General features: G+C 47.2%; 19 protein-coding genes. 10 read left to right on the forward strand and 9 right to left on the reverse strand.

All coding sequences use genetic code 11. The features are described 5' to 3' along the window. Positions 1–171 precede the first annotated feature (171 nt). Together AC3B4V_RS14470 and AC3B4V_RS14475 are read left to right on the forward strand one after the other, a co-directional pair. Positions 172–459, forward strand: a complete 288-nt coding sequence (locus AC3B4V_RS14470; protein WP_488378773.1) for a hypothetical protein — start codon at positions 172–174, stop codon at positions 457–459. A gap of 18 nt (positions 460–477) precedes the next feature. Further along, entirely contained in the window at positions 478–774 is a 297-nt protein-coding gene (locus tag AC3B4V_RS14475; protein WP_023469590.1) for a DUF2089 family protein, read from the forward strand. Positions 775–815: 41 nt separating this feature from the next. On the opposite strand, the gene AC3B4V_RS14480 is transcribed toward AC3B4V_RS14475, so the two are convergent. Further along, positions 816–1028, reverse strand: a complete 213-nt coding sequence (locus AC3B4V_RS14480) for a DUF4305 domain-containing protein (RefSeq protein ID WP_230088481.1) — start codon at positions 1026–1028, stop codon at positions 816–818. 42 nt (positions 1029–1070) lie between these two features. After that, a complete protein-coding gene (locus AC3B4V_RS14485; protein ID WP_488378774.1) occupies positions 1071–1763 on the reverse strand; it encodes a CPBP family intramembrane glutamic endopeptidase in 693 nt (230 codons plus the stop codon). Between the two features lie 220 nt (positions 1764–1983). Between AC3B4V_RS14485 and groES the strand changes: the two genes are divergently transcribed. The 4 genes from groES to AC3B4V_RS14505 all read left to right on the forward strand — a co-directional run bounded on the left by groES (position 1984) and on the right by AC3B4V_RS14505 (position 5759). Continuing rightward, positions 1984–2268 (forward strand): co-chaperone GroES, encoded by a 285-nt coding sequence (groES, locus tag AC3B4V_RS14490; protein WP_023469587.1) that lies wholly within the window; start codon positions 1984–1986, stop codon positions 2266–2268. Between the two features lie 32 nt (positions 2269–2300). Continuing rightward, positions 2301–3941: a chaperonin GroEL gene (groL, locus tag AC3B4V_RS14495; RefSeq protein WP_029342811.1), complete on the forward strand. Its 1641-nt coding sequence runs from the start codon at positions 2301–2303 to the stop codon at positions 3939–3941. A gap of 222 nt (positions 3942–4163) precedes the next feature. Then, the gene (locus tag AC3B4V_RS14500) at positions 4164–4784 is read left to right on the forward strand and encodes a LysE/ArgO family amino acid transporter (RefSeq protein ID WP_488378775.1); all 621 of its coding nucleotides are present in this window, start codon (positions 4164–4166) and stop codon (positions 4782–4784) included. A 12-nt stretch (positions 4785–4796) separates the two neighbouring features. Beyond that, positions 4797–5759: a HEAT repeat domain-containing protein gene (locus AC3B4V_RS14505; protein ID WP_488378776.1), complete on the forward strand. Its 963-nt coding sequence runs from the start codon at positions 4797–4799 to the stop codon at positions 5757–5759. An 88-nt stretch (positions 5760–5847) separates the two neighbouring features. Here the strand turns inward: AC3B4V_RS14505 and AC3B4V_RS14510 are convergent, their stop codons facing one another. Further along, entirely contained in the window at positions 5848–7638 is a 1791-nt protein-coding gene (locus tag AC3B4V_RS14510) for an LTA synthase family protein (protein WP_488378777.1), read from the reverse strand. Positions 7639–7793: 155 nt separating this feature from the next. Here AC3B4V_RS14510 and AC3B4V_RS14515 point away from each other — a divergent pair, with 155 nt between their 5' ends. Next, positions 7794–9941: a hypothetical protein gene (locus AC3B4V_RS14515; RefSeq protein WP_488378778.1), complete on the forward strand. Its 2148-nt coding sequence runs from the start codon at positions 7794–7796 to the stop codon at positions 9939–9941. Between the two features lie 209 nt (positions 9942–10150). Beyond that, positions 10151–10753 (forward strand): NAD(P)H:quinone oxidoreductase, encoded by a 603-nt coding sequence (wrbA, locus tag AC3B4V_RS14520; RefSeq protein ID WP_023469582.1) that lies wholly within the window; start codon positions 10151–10153, stop codon positions 10751–10753. Positions 10754–10814: 61 nt separating this feature from the next. Here the strand turns inward: wrbA and AC3B4V_RS14525 are convergent, their stop codons facing one another. Both AC3B4V_RS14525 and AC3B4V_RS14530 read right to left on the reverse strand, forming a co-directional pair. Then, positions 10815–13247 (reverse strand): HAMP domain-containing sensor histidine kinase, encoded by a 2433-nt coding sequence (locus AC3B4V_RS14525; RefSeq protein ID WP_488378779.1) that lies wholly within the window; start codon positions 13245–13247, stop codon positions 10815–10817. 215 nt (positions 13248–13462) lie between these two features. Continuing rightward, positions 13463–14476 (reverse strand): zinc-binding alcohol dehydrogenase family protein, encoded by a 1014-nt coding sequence (locus AC3B4V_RS14530; protein WP_206542181.1) that lies wholly within the window; start codon positions 14474–14476, stop codon positions 13463–13465. Between the two features lie 189 nt (positions 14477–14665). Here AC3B4V_RS14530 and AC3B4V_RS14535 point away from each other — a divergent pair, with 189 nt between their 5' ends. Both AC3B4V_RS14535 and AC3B4V_RS14540 read left to right on the forward strand, forming a co-directional pair. Next, positions 14666–15106: a hypothetical protein gene (locus AC3B4V_RS14535; RefSeq protein ID WP_195864325.1), complete on the forward strand. Its 441-nt coding sequence runs from the start codon at positions 14666–14668 to the stop codon at positions 15104–15106. Further along, positions 15103–15471 (forward strand): VOC family protein, encoded by a 369-nt coding sequence (locus AC3B4V_RS14540; protein WP_223040958.1) that lies wholly within the window; start codon positions 15103–15105, stop codon positions 15469–15471. Before AC3B4V_RS14535 ends, AC3B4V_RS14540 begins: the two co-directional genes overlap by 4 nt. A 52-nt stretch (positions 15472–15523) precedes the next feature. On the opposite strand, the gene AC3B4V_RS14545 is transcribed toward AC3B4V_RS14540, so the two are convergent. From AC3B4V_RS14545 to AC3B4V_RS14560, 4 genes are all read right to left on the reverse strand, one after another. After that, complete coding sequence (locus tag AC3B4V_RS14545) at positions 15524–16036, reverse strand: PCYCGC motif-containing (lipo)protein (protein ID WP_488378780.1); 513 nt, start codon at positions 16034–16036, stop codon at positions 15524–15526. Between the two features lie 76 nt (positions 16037–16112). Continuing rightward, on the reverse strand, positions 16113–17030 hold the full coding sequence (locus tag AC3B4V_RS14550; RefSeq protein ID WP_488378781.1) for a metal ABC transporter substrate-binding protein: 918 nt from the start codon (positions 17028–17030) through the stop codon (positions 16113–16115). Continuing rightward, positions 17027–17872, reverse strand: coding sequence for a metal ABC transporter permease (locus tag AC3B4V_RS14555; RefSeq protein ID WP_058264503.1), 846 nt, complete (start codon positions 17870–17872; stop codon positions 17027–17029). The genes AC3B4V_RS14550 and AC3B4V_RS14555 overlap by 4 nt, the downstream gene beginning before the upstream one ends. Further along, entirely contained in the window at positions 17869–18606 is a 738-nt protein-coding gene (locus AC3B4V_RS14560) for a metal ABC transporter ATP-binding protein (RefSeq protein WP_488378782.1), read from the reverse strand. The genes AC3B4V_RS14555 and AC3B4V_RS14560 overlap by 4 nt, the downstream gene beginning before the upstream one ends. Positions 18607–18778: the final 172 nt, after the last annotated feature.

Below are 18778 nucleotides of genomic sequence, written 5' to 3' on the forward strand. Positions count from 1 at the left end.
TACAAGGAAGGACTGAATCGTCAGTCCTTCTTTTTTTCGTCCCTGAAAATAGATTAAAGTCGATTGTTTTTAAATAAAATCCCTTATTTTTGATTATAGTTAAAATTTTATTGAATATTATTAATTATAAAGTTAATATTATTGATATAATCATAGGGGAGAGGCGATAGGATGGAAACGGTAGGAATCATCATTGGTATTGTCACAGTCTGTATCGTACAATTTTACTTAGCACGGCGAGGAAGAGTCTGGAGTTTCATTATTCCAGCCATCATCATTGGGCTCGGAATTTACTGGTATTTCGGAACAGGACCACACACGTCGGATCGGGAGTCAGTGATTCGGATAGGAACGTTTGCCTGTTTATCACTCATGATCTCAATGGCCGAGATGGGAGTTAACTCACGTCGCAAGCAACTGAAGCGTGAAAAAGAACGAATGGAGATTCAAGATTTGTAAGAGAAGTGAGGGAACACGATGGAACGACAAGACGTACCCGCTTGGGTACTGGCACTCGAACAGGAGCATCTCGAGTTCATCCGGAAGTTCGTCTTGAGCTCTGGTTCATTGAAGGATATGGCAACGGCCTATCAAGTATCCTACCCGACCGTCCGGGCAAAGTTGAACCAGTTGATCGAGCGGATTGATTCGGTGCAGCAGGAAGATGTCGAATTCGTCAACATGATCAAGAACTTGGTCTTAGATGAACGGTTGAGTCTCGATGTGGCGAAGACAATCATCGACTCCTACCGCAAGGGTCAAGCGAAAGAATAAACCAAAAAACGAGATTCCCGTCTGACGGAAATCTCGTTTTTTTATTGCTTGTCGTTCTTTTTGTCCTGTTCCTTCTTGATCATCTTCTTTGCTGCTGCGCGGAAGCGGAAGATCAAGTAGAGACGGTAGAAGTCGATCGCAGCGAACAACGTCAGCAGGATCGTCCAGAAGTTAAAGACCGTTCCTGCTTCGACCGAGTTGTTGTAGGCGAGGAACATGAAGAGAATACCGAATATGGCATAGAACACTGCCATGAAGTTCGAGCTTTGACGCATGAAAACACGACCTTTCGTAAATTAAGACATCGCGTAGATGGCGAGTACGACGATTCCGTTGTTAAAGACATGGATGGCGATCGGAGCAATGATCCGGCGCGTCTTGACGAAGACGAGCGAGAAGACGAAACTCATCGCGACATAGATTAAAAATTTGTTGTCTTGGTGAATCAGTCCGAACAAGGCACCCGTCAAGATGAAGCTGAAGAAGAAACCGAGCTTCGAGGAGAGATTGCCGAACATGATATGCCGGAACAAGAACTCTTCCATGATCGGTCCGAGCAGGACGACCATGACTTGCAGGAGTGGGATGACTTGAATCGCTTGAATGATCTGATCCGTATTTTGCGATTTCGCGACATTCTCGATCCCGCCTGCCATCCAGGCATCGATCAAGTTGACACCGATCAAGAGCGCATACAAGAGAACGATCCCGATTCCGATCCATTTCAACGTATCCATCGGATCGGTTTGACGTCCCTCTGCCTTCCACTTCTGCCAATCGGGACGCAGGCAGTAGTAAGAGACGATGACGGCGACCGTGAAGCCGATCGCAAGCCACCAACCGGCGACGTCAGCAATGACGTTTTTCGGAAGGAAATACTGGAACGAACCCGGAACCAATTGGACGATCAGATAGATGATGATCGGGATGACGTGACGCTTTTGCCACTTCTCCGCCATCAGAAAAGGCAGACTGATTGGATTTTTCATCGTACAGGACACAACTCCTTTGTAATGAAGGTACTGTCCCGATTGTAACAAACAAACGGTCTTGGCGCACGATTGACGATGATTCAAAGGTGTCGATTTCGGGAAAACGGATAAAGGTTCAGGCTTGAATTCAGAAGAGAAAGCGTATAAGATAAAAATATGTTAGCACTCAATGAAAGTGAGTGCTAAAAAACAGTCATTTTCAAGGAGGATGTTTCGCATGTTAAAACCACTTGGTGATCGCATCGTGATCGAAGTCGTTAAAAAAGAAGAAACAACACTCGGAGGAATCGTTCTTCCTGGGTCAGCGAAAGAAAAACCACAAGAGGGTAAAGTCGTCGCTGTCGGTACAGGCCGTGTGACAGAGCAAGGCGTACGTGTACCACTTGAAGTGAGTGTCGGAGATCACGTCATTTATGCACAATATGCCGGTTCGGAGGTCAAAGTCGACGGCAATGAATACTTAATTTTACGCGAAAGCGATATTTTGGCAGTAGCCGAGTAATTCAGTCAATCATCTAAAGGGGGATTTCAGTCATGGCAAAAGAGATTTTATTCAGTGAAGAAGCACGTCGGGCAATGCTCCGCGGGGTCGACGCATTAGCGGATGCAGTCAAAGTCACGATCGGACCAAAAGGACGCAACGTCGTCCTCGAGCGGAAGTTCGGTTCACCACTCATCACGAATGATGGTGTGACGATCGCAAAAGAAATCGAACTCGAAGATCATTTCGAGAACATGGGCGCAAAACTCGTTGCAGAAGTTGCCTCAAAAACAAATGAGATCGCAGGGGATGGTACGACAACAGCGACAGTCCTCGCACAAGCGATGATTCGTGAAGGTCTTAAAAACGTTACAGCGGGCGCAAACCCGATGGTCATCCGTAAAGGAATCGAAAAAGCGGTTCGTCGCGCTGTCGAAGAGTTGCACACGATCGCAAAACCAATCGAAGGTAAAGAAGCAATCGCACAAGTCGCAGCAATCTCAGCAGCGGACGAAGAAGTCGGTCAATTGATCGCAGAAGCAATGGAACGTGTCGGTCAAGATGGTGTCATCACGATCGAAGAATCACGCGGCTTCACGACAGAACTCGACGTCGTCGAAGGGATGCAGTTCGACCGTGGTTACGCATCACCATATATGATCACCGATTCAGATAAGATGGAAGCGGTCCTTGAGAACCCGTACATCCTCGTCACGGACAAAAAGATCTCAAACATCCAAGAGATTCTTCCGGTCCTCGAGCAAGTCGTTCAACAAAACAAACCACTCCTTATTATCGCAGAAGACGTTGAAGGCGAAGCACTTGCGACACTCGTCGTCAATAAACTCCGTGGTACGTTCAACGCGGTAGCAGTCAAAGCACCAGGCTTCGGTGACCGCCGGAAAGCGATGCTTGAGGATATCTCGATCGTCACAGGCGCAGAATTGATCACAGAAGACCTCGGTCTTGATCTCAAGGAAACACAAATCACGCAACTCGGTCGCGCGTCGAAAGTCGTCGTCTCAAAAGACAACACGACGATCGTCGAAGGTCACGGACACGGCGATTCAATCGAAGCACGTGTCGGGACGATCCGTGCACAAATCGAAGAGACGACAAGCGACTTCGATCGTGAGAAATTACAAGAACGTCTGGCGAAACTCGCAGGTGGCGTAGCCGTCGTTAAAGTCGGGGCAGCAACGGAGACAGAACTAAAAGAACGTAAGCTTCGGATTGAAGATGCTCTTAACGCGACACGTGCAGCGGTTGAAGAAGGCATCGTAGCAGGTGGGGGAACAGCTCTCATTCACGTCACGAAAGCCGTCGAATCGATTCTGTCGGTCTCAACAGGCGACGAAGCAACAGGTGTCAACATCGTTCTTCGTGCACTCGAAGCACCACTTCGCCAAATCGCGGAAAACGCGGGTCAAGAAGGTTCGGTCATCGTCGAGCGTCTCAAGCATGAAGCGCCAGGAATGGGCTACAATGCGGCAACGGACGAGTATGTCGACATGATCGAAACAGGAATTGTTGATCCAGCGAAAGTAACGCGTTCAGCACTTCAAAACGCAGCGTCCGTTTCAGCGATGTTCTTAACAACAGAAGCCGTCATCGCAGATAAACCAGAACCAGCCGGATCTGCTCCTGCAATGCCTGATATGGGCGGCATGGGTGGAATGGGCGGAATGATGTAAGACATTTCATCTAAAAGTACCGAATCCTAGTAAATAGGGTTTGGTACTTTTTTTATACTTCATACTTTCAGAATGAGTTGAATAATTATTCTTTTATTTGTAATATTATACTTAATGTTTAAGCGATATACATATATAGAATTAACTAGAAGTGAATGAGGGGAGATTTAACATTTAATCGTCGACTTATGTTAGAGATTAAAGAGAGATAGGGGTCATCAAATGAATGAAATTTTAAAAGGTATAATAACGTCTGGGACGCTCATTATCGCAATTGGAGCACAAAATGCATTCGTTTTAAAACAAGGTTTATTAAAAAATAATATTTTCTGGGTAGCCTTGGTGTGTTTCTTATGTGATGTGATACTGATGTGCACGGGTGTATTAGGGGTCGGTACTGTTATTAAAAATAATACGTTTGCGAATATTGGTCTTGCGATTGTTGGAGGACTATTTCTGCTATTATACGGATTCAAATCTTTTCGAAGTGCGTTTTCATCGTCAAGTGCAATCGATATTTCAACCAATGTTAAAATCATTCCCATTCATAAAACAATTTTAGTTACATTAGCAATTACACTTTTAAATCCACATGTATACCTAGATACGGTCGTTGTCATCGGTGGTATAGCTGGGACTCTGACATTTGATCAAAAAGTCAATTTTTTAATCGGAGCTTTGATTGCCTCATTTGTTTGGTTTTTTGGATTAGGATATGGTTCGAGGTGGCTCATTCCTGTGTTTAAACAACCAAAAGCGTGGAAAGTACTAGATTTTGGAATAGGATGCTTAATGTTCTGGCTATCGTATCAATTAATTCAGTTTGCTTTAGAACAAAGTTAAATAGATATTTAAATGGTTAAGGAGCAGCTACCAAATATGAAGGACGATGAGATTTTATATTTAGTTGAACAGATGTCTGATGAAGAATACCTCTATCATGAAGAATTGAAGTACTATACGAACGAAGGATCACCATCCGAGTTAGCTTATGCAAGAGTCCGTCAATTTAGGGACGTGAATATGCTTCCGATATTAAACACTTTACTCAATAAAGTGAAACAAGCAGAACAAAAACAACATCTTTATTTTATGATTGGAACGATTGGTGTGAATTCGGGAGATGTTCGTGCAGGGATGTTATTGCTTGAGAGACTAGAGCAAGAGACAAAGCCGAGTCTTCTTGAAAGCATTTTGGAAGAACTAGCAAAACAACAATGCATTCCTGATACAGAACGAATCGTAAAATATATAGACGATTCTCGGTCGTCCGTTCGAAAAGCTGCGATTCAAGCATTGCGAGCCTGTCGAGATGAGACAGCAGAGGATGTGCTAATTCGTTTGATTACGACATCAAATAACTCTTTTGATATCATGAATGCTAATTTTGTTTTAGCCACGATTGGAACAGAGCGAGCCGTTCCTTATTTGACTCCTTTGTTGGATCATTCTCGAGGAGATGTGAGACATTCGGCTTTAGCTGCACTGAGTGAACTTGGAAATGGATTAGATCTTTCAATATTTTTGCATGGACTAAAAGATCGATCTAGCAATGTGAGAGAGTATGCGTTAGTCGCAATTGAGCGACATGGTGATGAAGTAGCGATTGAACCGGTGATCAAACGTGTACAAACATTATTGAAGCGAACGCGACAAATACAAACAGATGAAGTCCTAATCGCTCTTCGATTTTTACATCGATACCAGTACTCCCATCAGGCGATTCCTAAATTATTTCATTGGATCATTCAAACAAAAAAAGAACTTTTGTTTGACGAAGAATGGCGATGGTTCGAAGATCATTTTACTTATTCTTGATGTGGCTAACTATAAACAAAAAAAGCCTGACCATTCATTAGAAGTGAACAGTCAGACTTATTCATTATGAAAGTGAGATACGATGTGATTACTCCAGTTCATTCTCCTCAATAATCTTATCCGACAGCTTTAACTGCTTACTCACATCCTTCACCTGACTGCGACAGAACTTCATCTCGACCTTTTTCTCAGTCGATACATCATAACAAGTGCCTTCGCCTGATGCTTTCGTTAAATCCGCTTCATAATAATAGTCCTTGTAGCGGAACGAACCATCACGGAAGCCTGTCAGATTCGGTTTGTCGTCGACGAGGGATTGACCCATCATATAGGACGTCTTGAGATTCAATAAGTCAATGATCGTTGGTGCAATATCAATCTGTCCACCATTTTCTTTCACGACCCGACCGGTTTGCTGGTCGGTTTTTTTGATGAAGAGCGGAATGCGGCGCTCGAGCTCAAAGGCGGCAACCGGAGACGAGACATCCGCTTTTTTGCGCATCTCGCTGTCTTCATTGACAAGTCCACTATCGTGATCGCCATAAAAGATGACGAGAGACTGATCCCAAAGATCGCGTTGTTTCAACTCGTCGATCATCTTTCCGACACCGGTATCGACGTAATGAACAGTCTGATAATACCGTTTCAGCATTGAATCCTCATAACCAGATAGATCAAGCGTCTGATCTTCCTTGTCGATCTCATACGGCGTATGACTTGTCAGCGCGACTAAAAACGAGAAGAACGGTTCTTGCAGCGTCTCCATATGATCAATCGATTCGAGGAAAAACTGTTGATCGTTCAGCGCCATGCCGATTTTCTTCTCTTTTGAATAATCCTTTCGGCTGAAGAAGTGCTTAAAACCGATGTTCTTGTAGACATCGTCACGGTTCCAAAAACCTTTTTCGTAGGCATGCATCGCTGCCGTATCGTATCCATTTTTCTCAAGTAATGCAGGGAGCGGCTCGAATTCATTCGTCGGATACTGCGTATAAACAGAGCCTGATTTCAATGGATAAAGTGAAGTGTTCGTGATGAACTCAGCGTCCGAAGTTCGTCCTTCATGCGTCTGGTGGTAGAGCGACGAGAAGTAGAGCGATTCCTTCTTCAATTGATTCAGGTTCGGCGTCACTTCTTCACCGTTGATGGTTTGGTCGATGACTGAAGCCTGGAATGACTCAAGCTGTATCAAAATGATATTTGGCGTCTGCTTCGGACCCGTCGGATTCGTCTGCTCCTTTTGATTAATGCGCTGTTGTTCCTGTGTCGTCAGTCCGTCACTTGGTCGTCCGGTCACACCTTTGAACACATCCCACCCGTGATAACCCCAAAAGCCGAACAAGTAATAGTCACGCATATCGGAAATCGTTGCCGTCGGTTGACGATCTTCCGTTAGCGTCCGGTACGTCAGCAGTGAAGCAGACAAGACGATACCACTGACTGCAAGGATTCCCGCCGTCCGGCGGCGTGTTTGCGTCGTCGTCACTTCCGGTCGTTTGCGGAAAACGAAAAGCAGAAGTATAAAAATCAAACTATCAGCGAACAAGAGGAAGTCTTGCGGTACGATCAAGGCGGTGAAGCCACTACTGACGTCACTCATCTGCGTCATCTGTGAGAGGAGCGAGACAGAGAGGAAGTCCTCGAAGTAGCGGTAGTACCACATGTCGGAAGCCAGCAGAAAACTGTGTGCGAGAAGTAGACCGAGCCAGATCCAGCGGCGTTTATTCCACGGAATCAATAACGTCCAGCTCGACAGAATCAGCATCCCGGCAAGGTTCATCAGTGTTAAATAGAGCGAAAGATCGGTCTTTGTAAAGTAACTAAACAGCATGAACTTCAGCATGCCGAGTAACAGATAGAGGGTGTAACGAATCGCCATGGTCAGTACTCCTTACGTGTGTCGTCATACAGTCTTTACCCTGAATCGAAACGTGTCGAACGCTTGAGTGTTTTCTTCAAAAAACATTAGAAGAATGACTGAATATGGAATAAAATAGAAGTAATCACTTATTTTTGAAAGGATGTTTTACATAGATGAACTGGAAACATTGGATGGGAAGCGCCGCGCTGATCTACGGCACATGGATGACGCTCACTGTAAGTGCGGATGCTGCACCGTATGACGTCAAAACGAAAGATCAAGCAATCGTTGGGTTTTATGATTTAGAGACAAAAGAGACGACGCCTTATCCGAAAGACGTCTCACCATACATGGAATTGCGGGCGACGTCAGCCGATAAAACGTTATTCTTGTACCAAGATTATTATGGAGATGAAACCGAGCATCCTTATTATTTGATTGATGCGAAGACGGGAGCTTCGGAACTGCTGACGCTTCCAGAAGACAAGAGGTACCTGCGTGTCTTGAATCACGATATGGTGCTAGGGTATACCTCGTTTGACGATATATCAATCTTTATCCGTGAAGGGGATCAATTCGTTACGCGGGATACGATGAAAGTGACTTCTCAAGATCGGTTGCAATGGATTGGATCGAATCGTTTCTCGATCCAACGAGAAGACAGTGCTGATTGGTATGATGTGAATTCGGACGGTACATTCTCAAAAGTCCGTTCCGTTGATGTGAAACGGTTCTCGCCTTTAACGAATGACTGGATCTTAGATGGTGAGCAAGATACGTTGCGTCAAGTCGTCACCAATCAACAAATCGTCTTACCGAAAGTCTCACGAGGATATTACGTTGAGGGAGCATACGAAACGAAAGACGGATTGTACGTTCAACTGGTCGATTCTAGTTCGTCAAGCGAGTCATCGTTATTCTACTTAGATGCAGCAAGTGGACAATTGACGACACTCGTTGACCACTCAGAGCAATTAGCGAATGAACTGTTAGCGGATGGAAAAGCCATCTACCGAAGCAAAGATCAAGCGACGATGTTATCGTTTGCGTCCTATTTGCGCCAACCGATCGCAATTGATGACTTGACGAAGGATGATACGACGCTGCTCGAAGGAACGGTTCTAGCTCCGAGCGTTGAACTGACGCGCGTAGATGGGACGACAGGTATCGTTGAGCCTAGTAAACTATCGTTCACTGGGAATGTCGAACTGAAAAATGAGCTATTCACGATCACGACGACTCCGAAACGCTTGCCGTATAGTGAGTACCGGACGACATACACGACTGAAACCGGTAAGGTCTTGGAGGACCGGACACGTTATCAATACCAGCGTTATTTAAAAGCACAGGGTTCAACGATTCCAACCATCAAGGAAGGCACAACATCTTATAGCTTCAACATCGGTCAAAGCGATGTTCCGGTGACGGTCTATGGAAAAGATGGCGAACAACTTGGAAGTGCTGCCTCCGATGAGACAGGACGTGTCCAAATCAATGTGTCGACGAAAAATCTTGTCGGTCAGGTGACGCGTTGGACGTTCGGAAATACACGAGACTTCAATCAAGTAACATCCGTGAACCGGACCGTCGTAGGTTATGAAGTGCCACGCATTACCCAGTCGAAAAACGATAATTTTAAATTCATTACATACCGCTTAGAAAGTGCCAAAGAAGGCGGTATCTATAAAATCTATGCAGGGAAACGACAAATTCAATCTGTTCCAGCAACGAAAAAGACCGAGATCACGATTCCGTATACGAATGACTTAGCGTCATATCGTGTTACACGAAGTGGTGAGTATCCTACGAAATCACTCTCTCTGAAAGATAGCGTGATGATTTACAGTAATCTATCCGCACCACTAACGGATGAACATACGACGATCGAAGGAGTTCTTGATTGGGATGCTGATTACGGAAAGCTGTACATTGATGGGAAATATACAGCATACATCGATCGGAAGAAAACACGAATCTTTGCAATCAAAACCAAACCGTTGAAGATTGGTCAAGTCGTGACGTTCGTTGCCCGTAAAGGAACACAACTTCAAGTCTCCGTGCAGAAAGTCGTGGCAGCAGCCAATCCAACACTCAAGTCGTATACGACGTCACTCAGTCCGACGAGTACATCATGGAAAGTCAAAGCGACGAAAGGGAAGACGATCGTCGTCACAATCAATAAGAAGCGGTACACGAAACTCGCAACCGGTAAGACACAAACGATGACGTTCCCGAAACAAAAACGAGGCACTCGGGTCACGGTACATGCCGAGTCGATCAAGTTGCGTAAGAGTAAGACCTTTAGTTTAACCGTTAAATAAGTGAGCGTACAGGAATCCTTCAAGGCAGAAAATGTCTTACGGGATTCCTGTTTTATTTTAAAATGGTCTTTGGCTCAAACGTTTGGTTGAAGAATTGGTCTATATTTCCTCTTGAATTCAAACAATTGACGTTAATTTGCGCAGAAAGCGGGAATAGAAAGCGTGTACGTCCATTGTCCGTCACTGTCTTTTAAAAAAGGAGCGAAGTCATGTCAAACGTGAAACTAGCGGTCATCTATTACAGCGCAACCGGAACGAACCATCAACTTGCCTCATGGGCAAAAGAAGCGGGAGAAGCGGCAGGAGCAGAAGTCCGCCTTGCGAAAATCAAGGAGACAGCCCCAGCAGAAGCGATTGCTTCGAACCCATTGTGGCAAAAGCATGCGGATGCCACACGTGATATCGAAGAAGCGACACCGGATCTACTCGACTGGGCAGATGCGATCATCTTTAGCGTCCCGACACGTTACGGTCATGTCCCAGGACAATTCCAACAGTTCCTCGACACGACAGGCGGACTGTGGGCACAAGGCAAACTCGTCAATAAAGTCGTCAGTGCGATGTCGTCGGCACAGAATCCGCATGGGGGTCAGGAAGCGACTGTTCTCGCAGTTTATACGACGATGTTCCACTGGGGTGCAATCGTTGCGGCGCCGGGTTACTCGGATCCTGTCTTGTTCGCAGCGGGCGGAAATCCATATGGTACGTCAGTCACTGTCGACCAAGACGGTAACATGGTCGAATCCGTCGAACCAGCCGTGCGCCATCAAGCGAAACGGACGGTTGAAGTGGCAAGCCGTCTTAACTCATAACATTACCTAATTTAAAAAGCGCCGGAATGCGGATTCGCATTCTGGCGCTTTTTCATATGCATCATGTGTTTTGTGTCAACGGAAGTTCGACTGTGAACGTCGAACCTTGTCCTTCGATCGACTCGACATGGATTTCTCCATCATGCCCACGCGCAATTTCGCGACAAATCGAGAGCCCAAGACCAGTACCGCCGATTTGACGGGTGTCCGAATTGTCGACACGATAGAATTTTTGGAACAGGTTACTCATCGCAGATGCTGGGATCCCGATGCCCTCATCTTGAATCGCGACGGTGACACGTGACGTGTGTCGCGTCAGTTGGATATCGATCGTTCCACCCGCTGGTGAGTATTTAATCGCATTGTTGATCAGGTTACTGAACAATTGACGAATCTTCTTCGCATCCCCTTCGACGATCAGCGGTTCGACGTTTCGGAATATTTCAATCGCGTGGGAAGAAGACGACAGGCTATGCAACTGTTTCAAATCACGAATCATCGCGACGATATCGAACGGTGCCATCTCATATTCCTGACGGTTTGCTTCCATCCGTTGCAGGTCGAGGAAGTCATTGATCAACAGCGAGAGGCGTTCTGTTTCCGAATGGACCGCTTCGAGATACTTCTTCTGTCGCTTCGGTGGCAGGTCACGCTGAATCATCAGCTCAGTAAAGCCATAGATCGACGAGAGTGGTGTCCGCAGTTCGTGCGAGATCGTCGAGACGAGTTCATTTTTGATTCGATCGATCTCGACCTCGTTCGTCACGTCACGTAAGACGAGTAGAATCCCGCGGAACTGTCCACCATAATGAATGCTCTCGGAATACGTCTTGATGAAGCGTCGCTCGTGATCGATCGAGAAGGTGATTCCTTCACCGATTTCACGCTGAACGAACGTCTTTTTCAAGTAACGTTCGAATTCCGGTAGTTGGTCGACGCGATGCTTGAGTTGAACGACAGACGGAGTGATGTTCATCAGTCCGTTCTCATCGATACTGTCATCAACCGGATGGTCAAACAGATCGAGCAATGGTCGGTTGATCAATTGAATATCGCCTTCGGGTTCGATATAGACGATCGATTCACGAATCGAGTTCAATAGTCGCGCCGTTTTTTCCCGCTCACGTTCAATCTCGTCGAACGTCCGCATCCGCAAGAGTGACAATGCCAGTTGGCGCGCGAAGGCGGCTAATTCTTCCTGCTCGTAACGATCAAACTGATCCTGATCGCGGGACAAGAAGATATAGGCGATGATCTCATTTTGACTCGGATCAAGAACCGGTGTGACAGCGCGTGCGACTTCGTCCTCGAACTGTGTATGCGGTCGTTTATCTTGTCGCGACTCACGCAATAACGGCTCAATCGTTGGCATCCAATCCTCGATTGTGAGCGGTGTCTGTGGATAAAAGACGATATCGATGACTTTTGTTCCTTCTTTAAAGATCAGTGCGCCTTGATCAGACTGCGTGATCTCAACCATCTTTTGGATGACAGAAGGATAAGCACTGATGCTATCGCGCGATGCCAGTGTCTCCGTCAATTGGTTTCGCAGGCGCAAGTGGGACTCGTTCCGTTGCGTCAGTTTCAATGCATCTGCGAGATTGACGTTCGTCGACATCAATTGGTGTTTGTTTTCAATCAAGGCTGTCGCCATCTGATGGAACGATTTACTCAATTCACCGATCTCGTCAGCACGGTTGAGTGGAATGAGTGGTAACGTATGCTCACCGCTCGCAAGAAGCTTACTCTCTTTACTCAAGAGATGGATTTGTCGTGTCGTCCGTTCGATGAACGGGCGGACGATCAGCAAGATGACAAGGAACAATACAAGCAAATTGACGAGCCAAATCCACTCAGCGTACTTCGTCTGGGTGACAAGTTGTTCTTTTGCACCAAGTTCTTTCGCACGGAGACTACTCCGATAGTTCGTGAACGTACTCTCCATCGTGTTGACACTTTTACGCATCGTCTCACTGTTCGAGGCATTCATCTTGAACTTGCGGTTCGGATCCCGTGGTACCTGTGGCATCATCGCCTTCAGACTCGGCATCTGCAAGAAACGTTCGTCAATCTTTCCTTCTTGTTTTGCTTGGACATATTTAATTAAGCTCGGCATGACGAAGTTCGTATAAGAATTATAGAGCGAACGAATATCAGACGCATAGATTTGATCCGCCTTGTAGAGACGATTTTTCTCAAACCAAGCCGTCTGTTGTTCGAGTGAGGCTTTTTTTTCATCAATCACGTCGAGCACGGCATCGTCACCGAAGACGATATAACCCCGCATCTCGTATTGAAGGGACTGCCAATCGTCCCAGAGTTTTGTCGCTCGATCTTCGCGCAAGCTGATCGCATCGAGCTCTTGTTTCGCATCCGTGACTTGGTGGTTCGTATAAAAATAAGCAGCCAGGGAAGAGATCGATAGTGTAATAAGAATGAGATAAAACGACGACATGATCTGTCGGCTGATCTTTTGATTGAACCATTTTCGCATATGGATTATGGATGCTCCTTTGTCTATGTGAGTCAAGCGTCGATTAGATGTATTACGGTGGAATATTTGTTACCGTAATCGTACATTTTTTAGACGAATAAATATAGTCATAATGCTTAAAATATCTTCAAAGTAAGAGATACAGGTTCACAAAGAAAACTTAGAACGACAAAAAAGCAGGACGGGATTTTACTCCCAACCTGCTCCGATGCCCATTAATGATGTTCGACGACAATCTTCCCAATCGTTTTTCCGCTCTCGACGAGACGGTGTGCTTCTTTCAGATTGTCAGCGTTCATGCCGATTAACGTCTGTGTCACCGTCGTCTCAAGTGTATGCTCTTCGATCCATGCTGCGACTTGCGTCAGAATCTCATGTTGGCGGATCATGTCCTCTGTCGCAAACAGCGGGCGTGTGAACATGAACTCCCAGACGAACGTTGCACTCTTTTGTTGGAGCGCACTTAAATCGAGTTTTTGATCCGTCTCGACGATGCTACAGATTTTCCCTTGTGGTGCAATTACATCGACCATCGTCTCAAAATGTTGGTCCGTCGCATTGAGACAGAAGATATAGTCGACGTATTTGTAACCGAGGGCTTCCAGCTGAGGACGGAATGCCTCGTGGTGATTGATCGTATGATGTGCACCGTGTTCCTTCGCCCAATCAATCGTCTCGTCACGCGACGCCGTTCCGATGACGGTCAGCCCAGCGTGATTCGCGAGTTGTGTCGCGATTGAACCGACACCACCAGCAGCTCCGATGATGAGGATCGTCTTCTCGAGATTCGACTTAGCATCAAACGTCAATCCGAGACGATCGGTCAATGCTTCGTAAGCTGTCAGCGTCGTCAACGGGAGAGCAGCGGCTTCGCTGAACGTCAACCGTTCCGGCTTTTTGGCGACGATTCGTTCATCAACGAGTTGGAAGTCACTGTTTGAACCGGGGCGCTGGATTGCACCGGCGTAATAAACTTCATCACCGACTTGGAAGAGGGAGGCATCATCGCCGACTTCAACGACGACTCCGGCTGCATCGTAACCGATAACCTTCGGGGCGTCTTCGTCTTTCCCGTGAGCACGGACTTTCGTATCGACCGGGTTGACGGAGACAGCTTTGATCTCAACTAAGAGATCGTGTCCCGTTGCTTCCGGGCGTGGTAGTTCCAGGTCAATCAGACTTTCGTGTTCCGTTAGTGGTAAGTGTCGGTGGAAACCGACAGCGGACATGTTCGACATCTACAATCATCCTTTCCAGATAGGAATCGCTTCTCTCCATCTGTTCCACGCTCGCTTCGTCTTAAAACCAGTTGCGAAACTTTGAAAACGGATTCCCCTTCTGTCGTCAACGGAAGAATGCTGGATAGATATGGTAGCATATGAGAGTAGCTATTATTTTTTGAGAAGGAGCGATTTTGTATGTATGACGTCATCTCTCTACCGGCAGGACCGACTCAGGTTACCATTGAACGTTACCTCGTCCATGCGCACCCGCACCCCCGTCCGTATCGACCTGCGCGTCTGATTGCCTTGCGTCAAAGTGGTGGCGTCATGCATCGATTGTATCGCACGGAGCGGGAAATCGTGCTCTCTCCGCACGAGGCACTCGCCCCACAAGTCCAGCGGCTCTCGTTCTCACAACAGGAGCGTGTCCTTGCGTATATCGAAGAACGGCGCGCGAGCTTCGGTTTTGATGAAGGGGAGGAATACAAATTTTATTTACTGGAAGTAGCGTATGAACTCCGTCACCTGCCACGAACGGATCGACCGATTCGGGCGCATACGTACTATCAACTGGATGAGCTGTTGTCGGGTCGACCGCTTGTCTTACGAGCCAAACAGAGGGAGGAAATGAAATGAAACGCATTCAACAGATTGGAATTCCAGTGAAGGATATTAAGCGTAGTACAGCATTTTATCGGGATGTGTTGCAATTATCCGTCCTATTTGAACTCGAGACGATGGTTTTCCTTCAGTGTGGGAATATTCAATTAATGTTAACTTTGCCAGAGACAGAGGCATTCGATCATCCGAGTTCCGTTATATATTTTGAGGTTGATTCGTTGCAAGTAGAATATAAGCGGATGCAAGAACAAGGTGTCGTTTTTCTCGGAGAACCACACATGATCACGCGTTCCGAGACGGAAGAGACGTGGATGGCTTTCTTTAAGGATTCGGAACAAAATACGATGGCGTTGACGGCGCAAGTTGCTGTGACGGTCTAAACGAAATAGCCTGCTTCAGATCACATGGTTCGTGACAAGAAGCAGGCTATTTTTAAAGCGCTGGCGTCGGCGTCGGTGTAACACCAGTCTTCGCGTACGCTTGATCGATGGCAGTCCGGATTTCCTTGACGGAGCTACCTTTTTGATAAGCGACAATCGACTGTGCTGCGATATCGAGACAGGTGCCGCACGTGATGCCGTGCGTCGTCCAGGTCGTGGAACTAGCAGTCTGCTCTTCGATGAAGCAGTCATAGTTGTTTGTATGACCAGCAGATTCGCCGCAACCGCAATAACAAGGCATTTTCTTCAAGAGATCAGGATGTTTAGCGACGGAGCGGTAAATCGTCTGGATCGACTTATCCTGTTCGTTCAGAAAAGCGGGTAACGTGTCTGGTCCCGCGGTCTTCTCGAGTTGATCACCAGCACCGTGGCTGGAATGGTCCGCATGATCTCCGTGATTCGTCTGTTCTGTCTTCGGAGCACCCGTTTGATCAGCTGTTCCGCATGCAGCGAGCAACAGGCTGATACTGAGGGGAAAGGCGTAACGATATAGTCGTGTTTGCATAATGTGCCTCTCTTTCATCGTCTTGCCTTCATTATAAGGAAAGACGTATCGAGAAGGCGTGACGATTTGTTGACGCTTACTTGGCGAGTGCTTCCGTGATCGTCTCGATGTTTGCTTGCATCATGCTGTAGTAAGTGTCGCCATCCTTACCTGGTGCACCGAGTGAGTCGGTGAAGAGAGTACCACCGATCGGAACACTAGTCTCCCTTGAGACGGTTTCCATGCTCCGTCGATCGACGCTTGTTTCGACGAATAAGACAGGGATATCTTGCTCCTTGATCGTATCGACGATCCGGCGGACTTGAGCCGGAGTTCCTTGATTATCTGAGTTGATCTCCCAAATATAATCCGCTTTGACGTCATAGGCAGTTCCGAAGTATTTGAAGGCTCCTTCGCTCGTGACGAGATGACGTTCTGCTCTCGGAATAGCGGCAAACTGCTGTTTCGCTTCCTGATCAAGCGTCTGCAATTTTTTGATATAAGCATCGGCATTTTTTTCGTAGTCGGCTTTGTGCTTCGGATCTTCCTTGATGAATGCCTGCTTAACGTTTTCGACGTAGCGGATCCCATTGCTTACGTCGAGCCACGCGTGCGGATCGGTCTCCGATTCCTTGCCTTTCGTCGTCAGGTATTTCGGTTCGACGCCTTTGCTTAAACGATAGACGGGCGAGTCAGACGAGTCTTTGCCAGTCGTTGCCCGTAGTTTATCGAACCACGCGCCGCCGGCTTCTAGGTTCAACCCGTTGTAGAAGACGACGTCAGCATCTGCCATCGCTTGTACGTCTGCTGGAAGTGAATCATACTCGTGTGGGTTTGCCCCGATCTTGACCATACTGTGGACATCGACATGTTCACCGCCGACCTCACGTGCGAGGTCAGCGAGAATTGAATATGTCGCGACGACCTTCAGCTTTCCATTATCTTCTGCTGGTGTCGAACAAGCAGCAAGTAAGACTGTGCTGAGGAGGACGAACAGAAAAAGTTTTACTTTCATACAGTAGACTCCTTTCGTTTCCGGTGACGCATCAGACCGTGACGTGGTGAGAAGACGAAGACGAGTGCGAACAACGTCGTCGCGACGAGGACGATCGACGCACCGGAAGATAGATTATAGGTGAAGCTGAAATACAGTCCGACGATGGCGGACAGCGTACCGAATCCTGCCGCTAGGAACAGCATCCTTGAGAGGCGATTCGTCAGTAAATACGCGGTCGCTGCTGGTGTGATCAGCATCGCGACGACGAGGATGATGCCGACGGTCTGAAGTGAAGCGACGGTGACGAGTGTCAGTAACGTCATCAGTCCGTAATGAATCCAACGCGTCGATAGTCCATAGGCTTGCGCCATCGTCGGATCAAACGAGCTGATCAGCAACTCTTTGTAGAACAAGAAAATTCCGCCAAGGACGATCAGTCCGATGATGACGGTCATCCACATGTCGCTCGGACGGACCGCGAGGACGTTGCCGAACAAGATGTGATAGAGATCGCTACTGCTGCGTAAGAACGAAATCAGGATGATCCCGAGGGCGAAGGCGGATGTGAACATGATTCCGATTGCCGTATCGTTCTTGATGCGACTGTTCTGGCTAACGAAACCGATGCCGAGCGCTGTCACGAGACCCGTCACGACAGCACCGATCAGGAAGTTGATCCCGAGTAGGTAGGAAATCGCAACACCAGGTAAAACGGCGTGCGAGATTGCATCCCCCATCAACGACATCCCGCGAAGGATGATGAAACAGCCGATCACACCACAGATGATGCCGACCATGACGGCGGTGATCATCGCTTTTTGTAAGAACTCATACTGAAGTAATGCCTCGATGAACGTCATCCTCGTCCCTCCTTGCGTCGTTCGAATAGGGGTAAGCCATATGCTGGTTCGAGCCATTCCGGTGTCAAGATATCAGACGGCGGACCGACAGCGATCAGTTGTTTGTTCAACAGCATCAATGTGTCGAAGTAGTCCTCTGCTTTATGCAAATCATGGTGGACGACGACGATCGTCCGCCCTTCGGCTCGGAGTGTCCGTAAGAGTTCGATGATCATCTGCTCACTCGCAACATCGATGCCGACGAACGGTTCGTCCAGCAATAGCAGCTCTGCTTCTTGGGCAAGGGCACGCGCCAGAAAGACCCGTTGTTGCTGTCCACCTGACAGTTCACCGATTTGGCGTTCGGCATGATCGGACATACCGACGCGCTCGAGGCATTCCATGGCGAACGCTTTTTGGGCCTTCGATGGTCGTTTGAATAAACCGAGCTTCGGATAACAGCCCATCAACACGACATCCTGCACACGAACCGGGAAGTCCCAATCAATTGCACTTCGTTGCGGGACGTAAGCGACGCGTGACCGGACGTCTTCGAGTGATTGGTCGAGCACGCGTAACTGCTCGATCCGAGCCGGGATCAGACCGAGGATGGCTTTTAAGAATGTGGATTTACCAGCACCGTTCGGTCCGATGATGCCAATCAACGAAGCGAACGGAAGACGAACGGACACTCCGTCGAGTGCATGGGTATCAAAATAAGAGACGGTGAGACGATCAACGTCAAGGGCGTACATGAATGATCACTCCTTTGATTTTGTGGTATATAGAAGGAAAGTTTCCTTAGGGCAAAAAATAGAGTAAAAAATTTAACTCCAATCACTGGAAAAAGATTCGGTCTACAAATAATGTTTCCTTAAGGCAAACTTTAAAGCCATAGGAAACAGATGTCAACTGTTTTTCGATATC

The sequence above is a fragment of the Exiguobacterium sp. E17S genome (genome assembly GCF_057772545.1).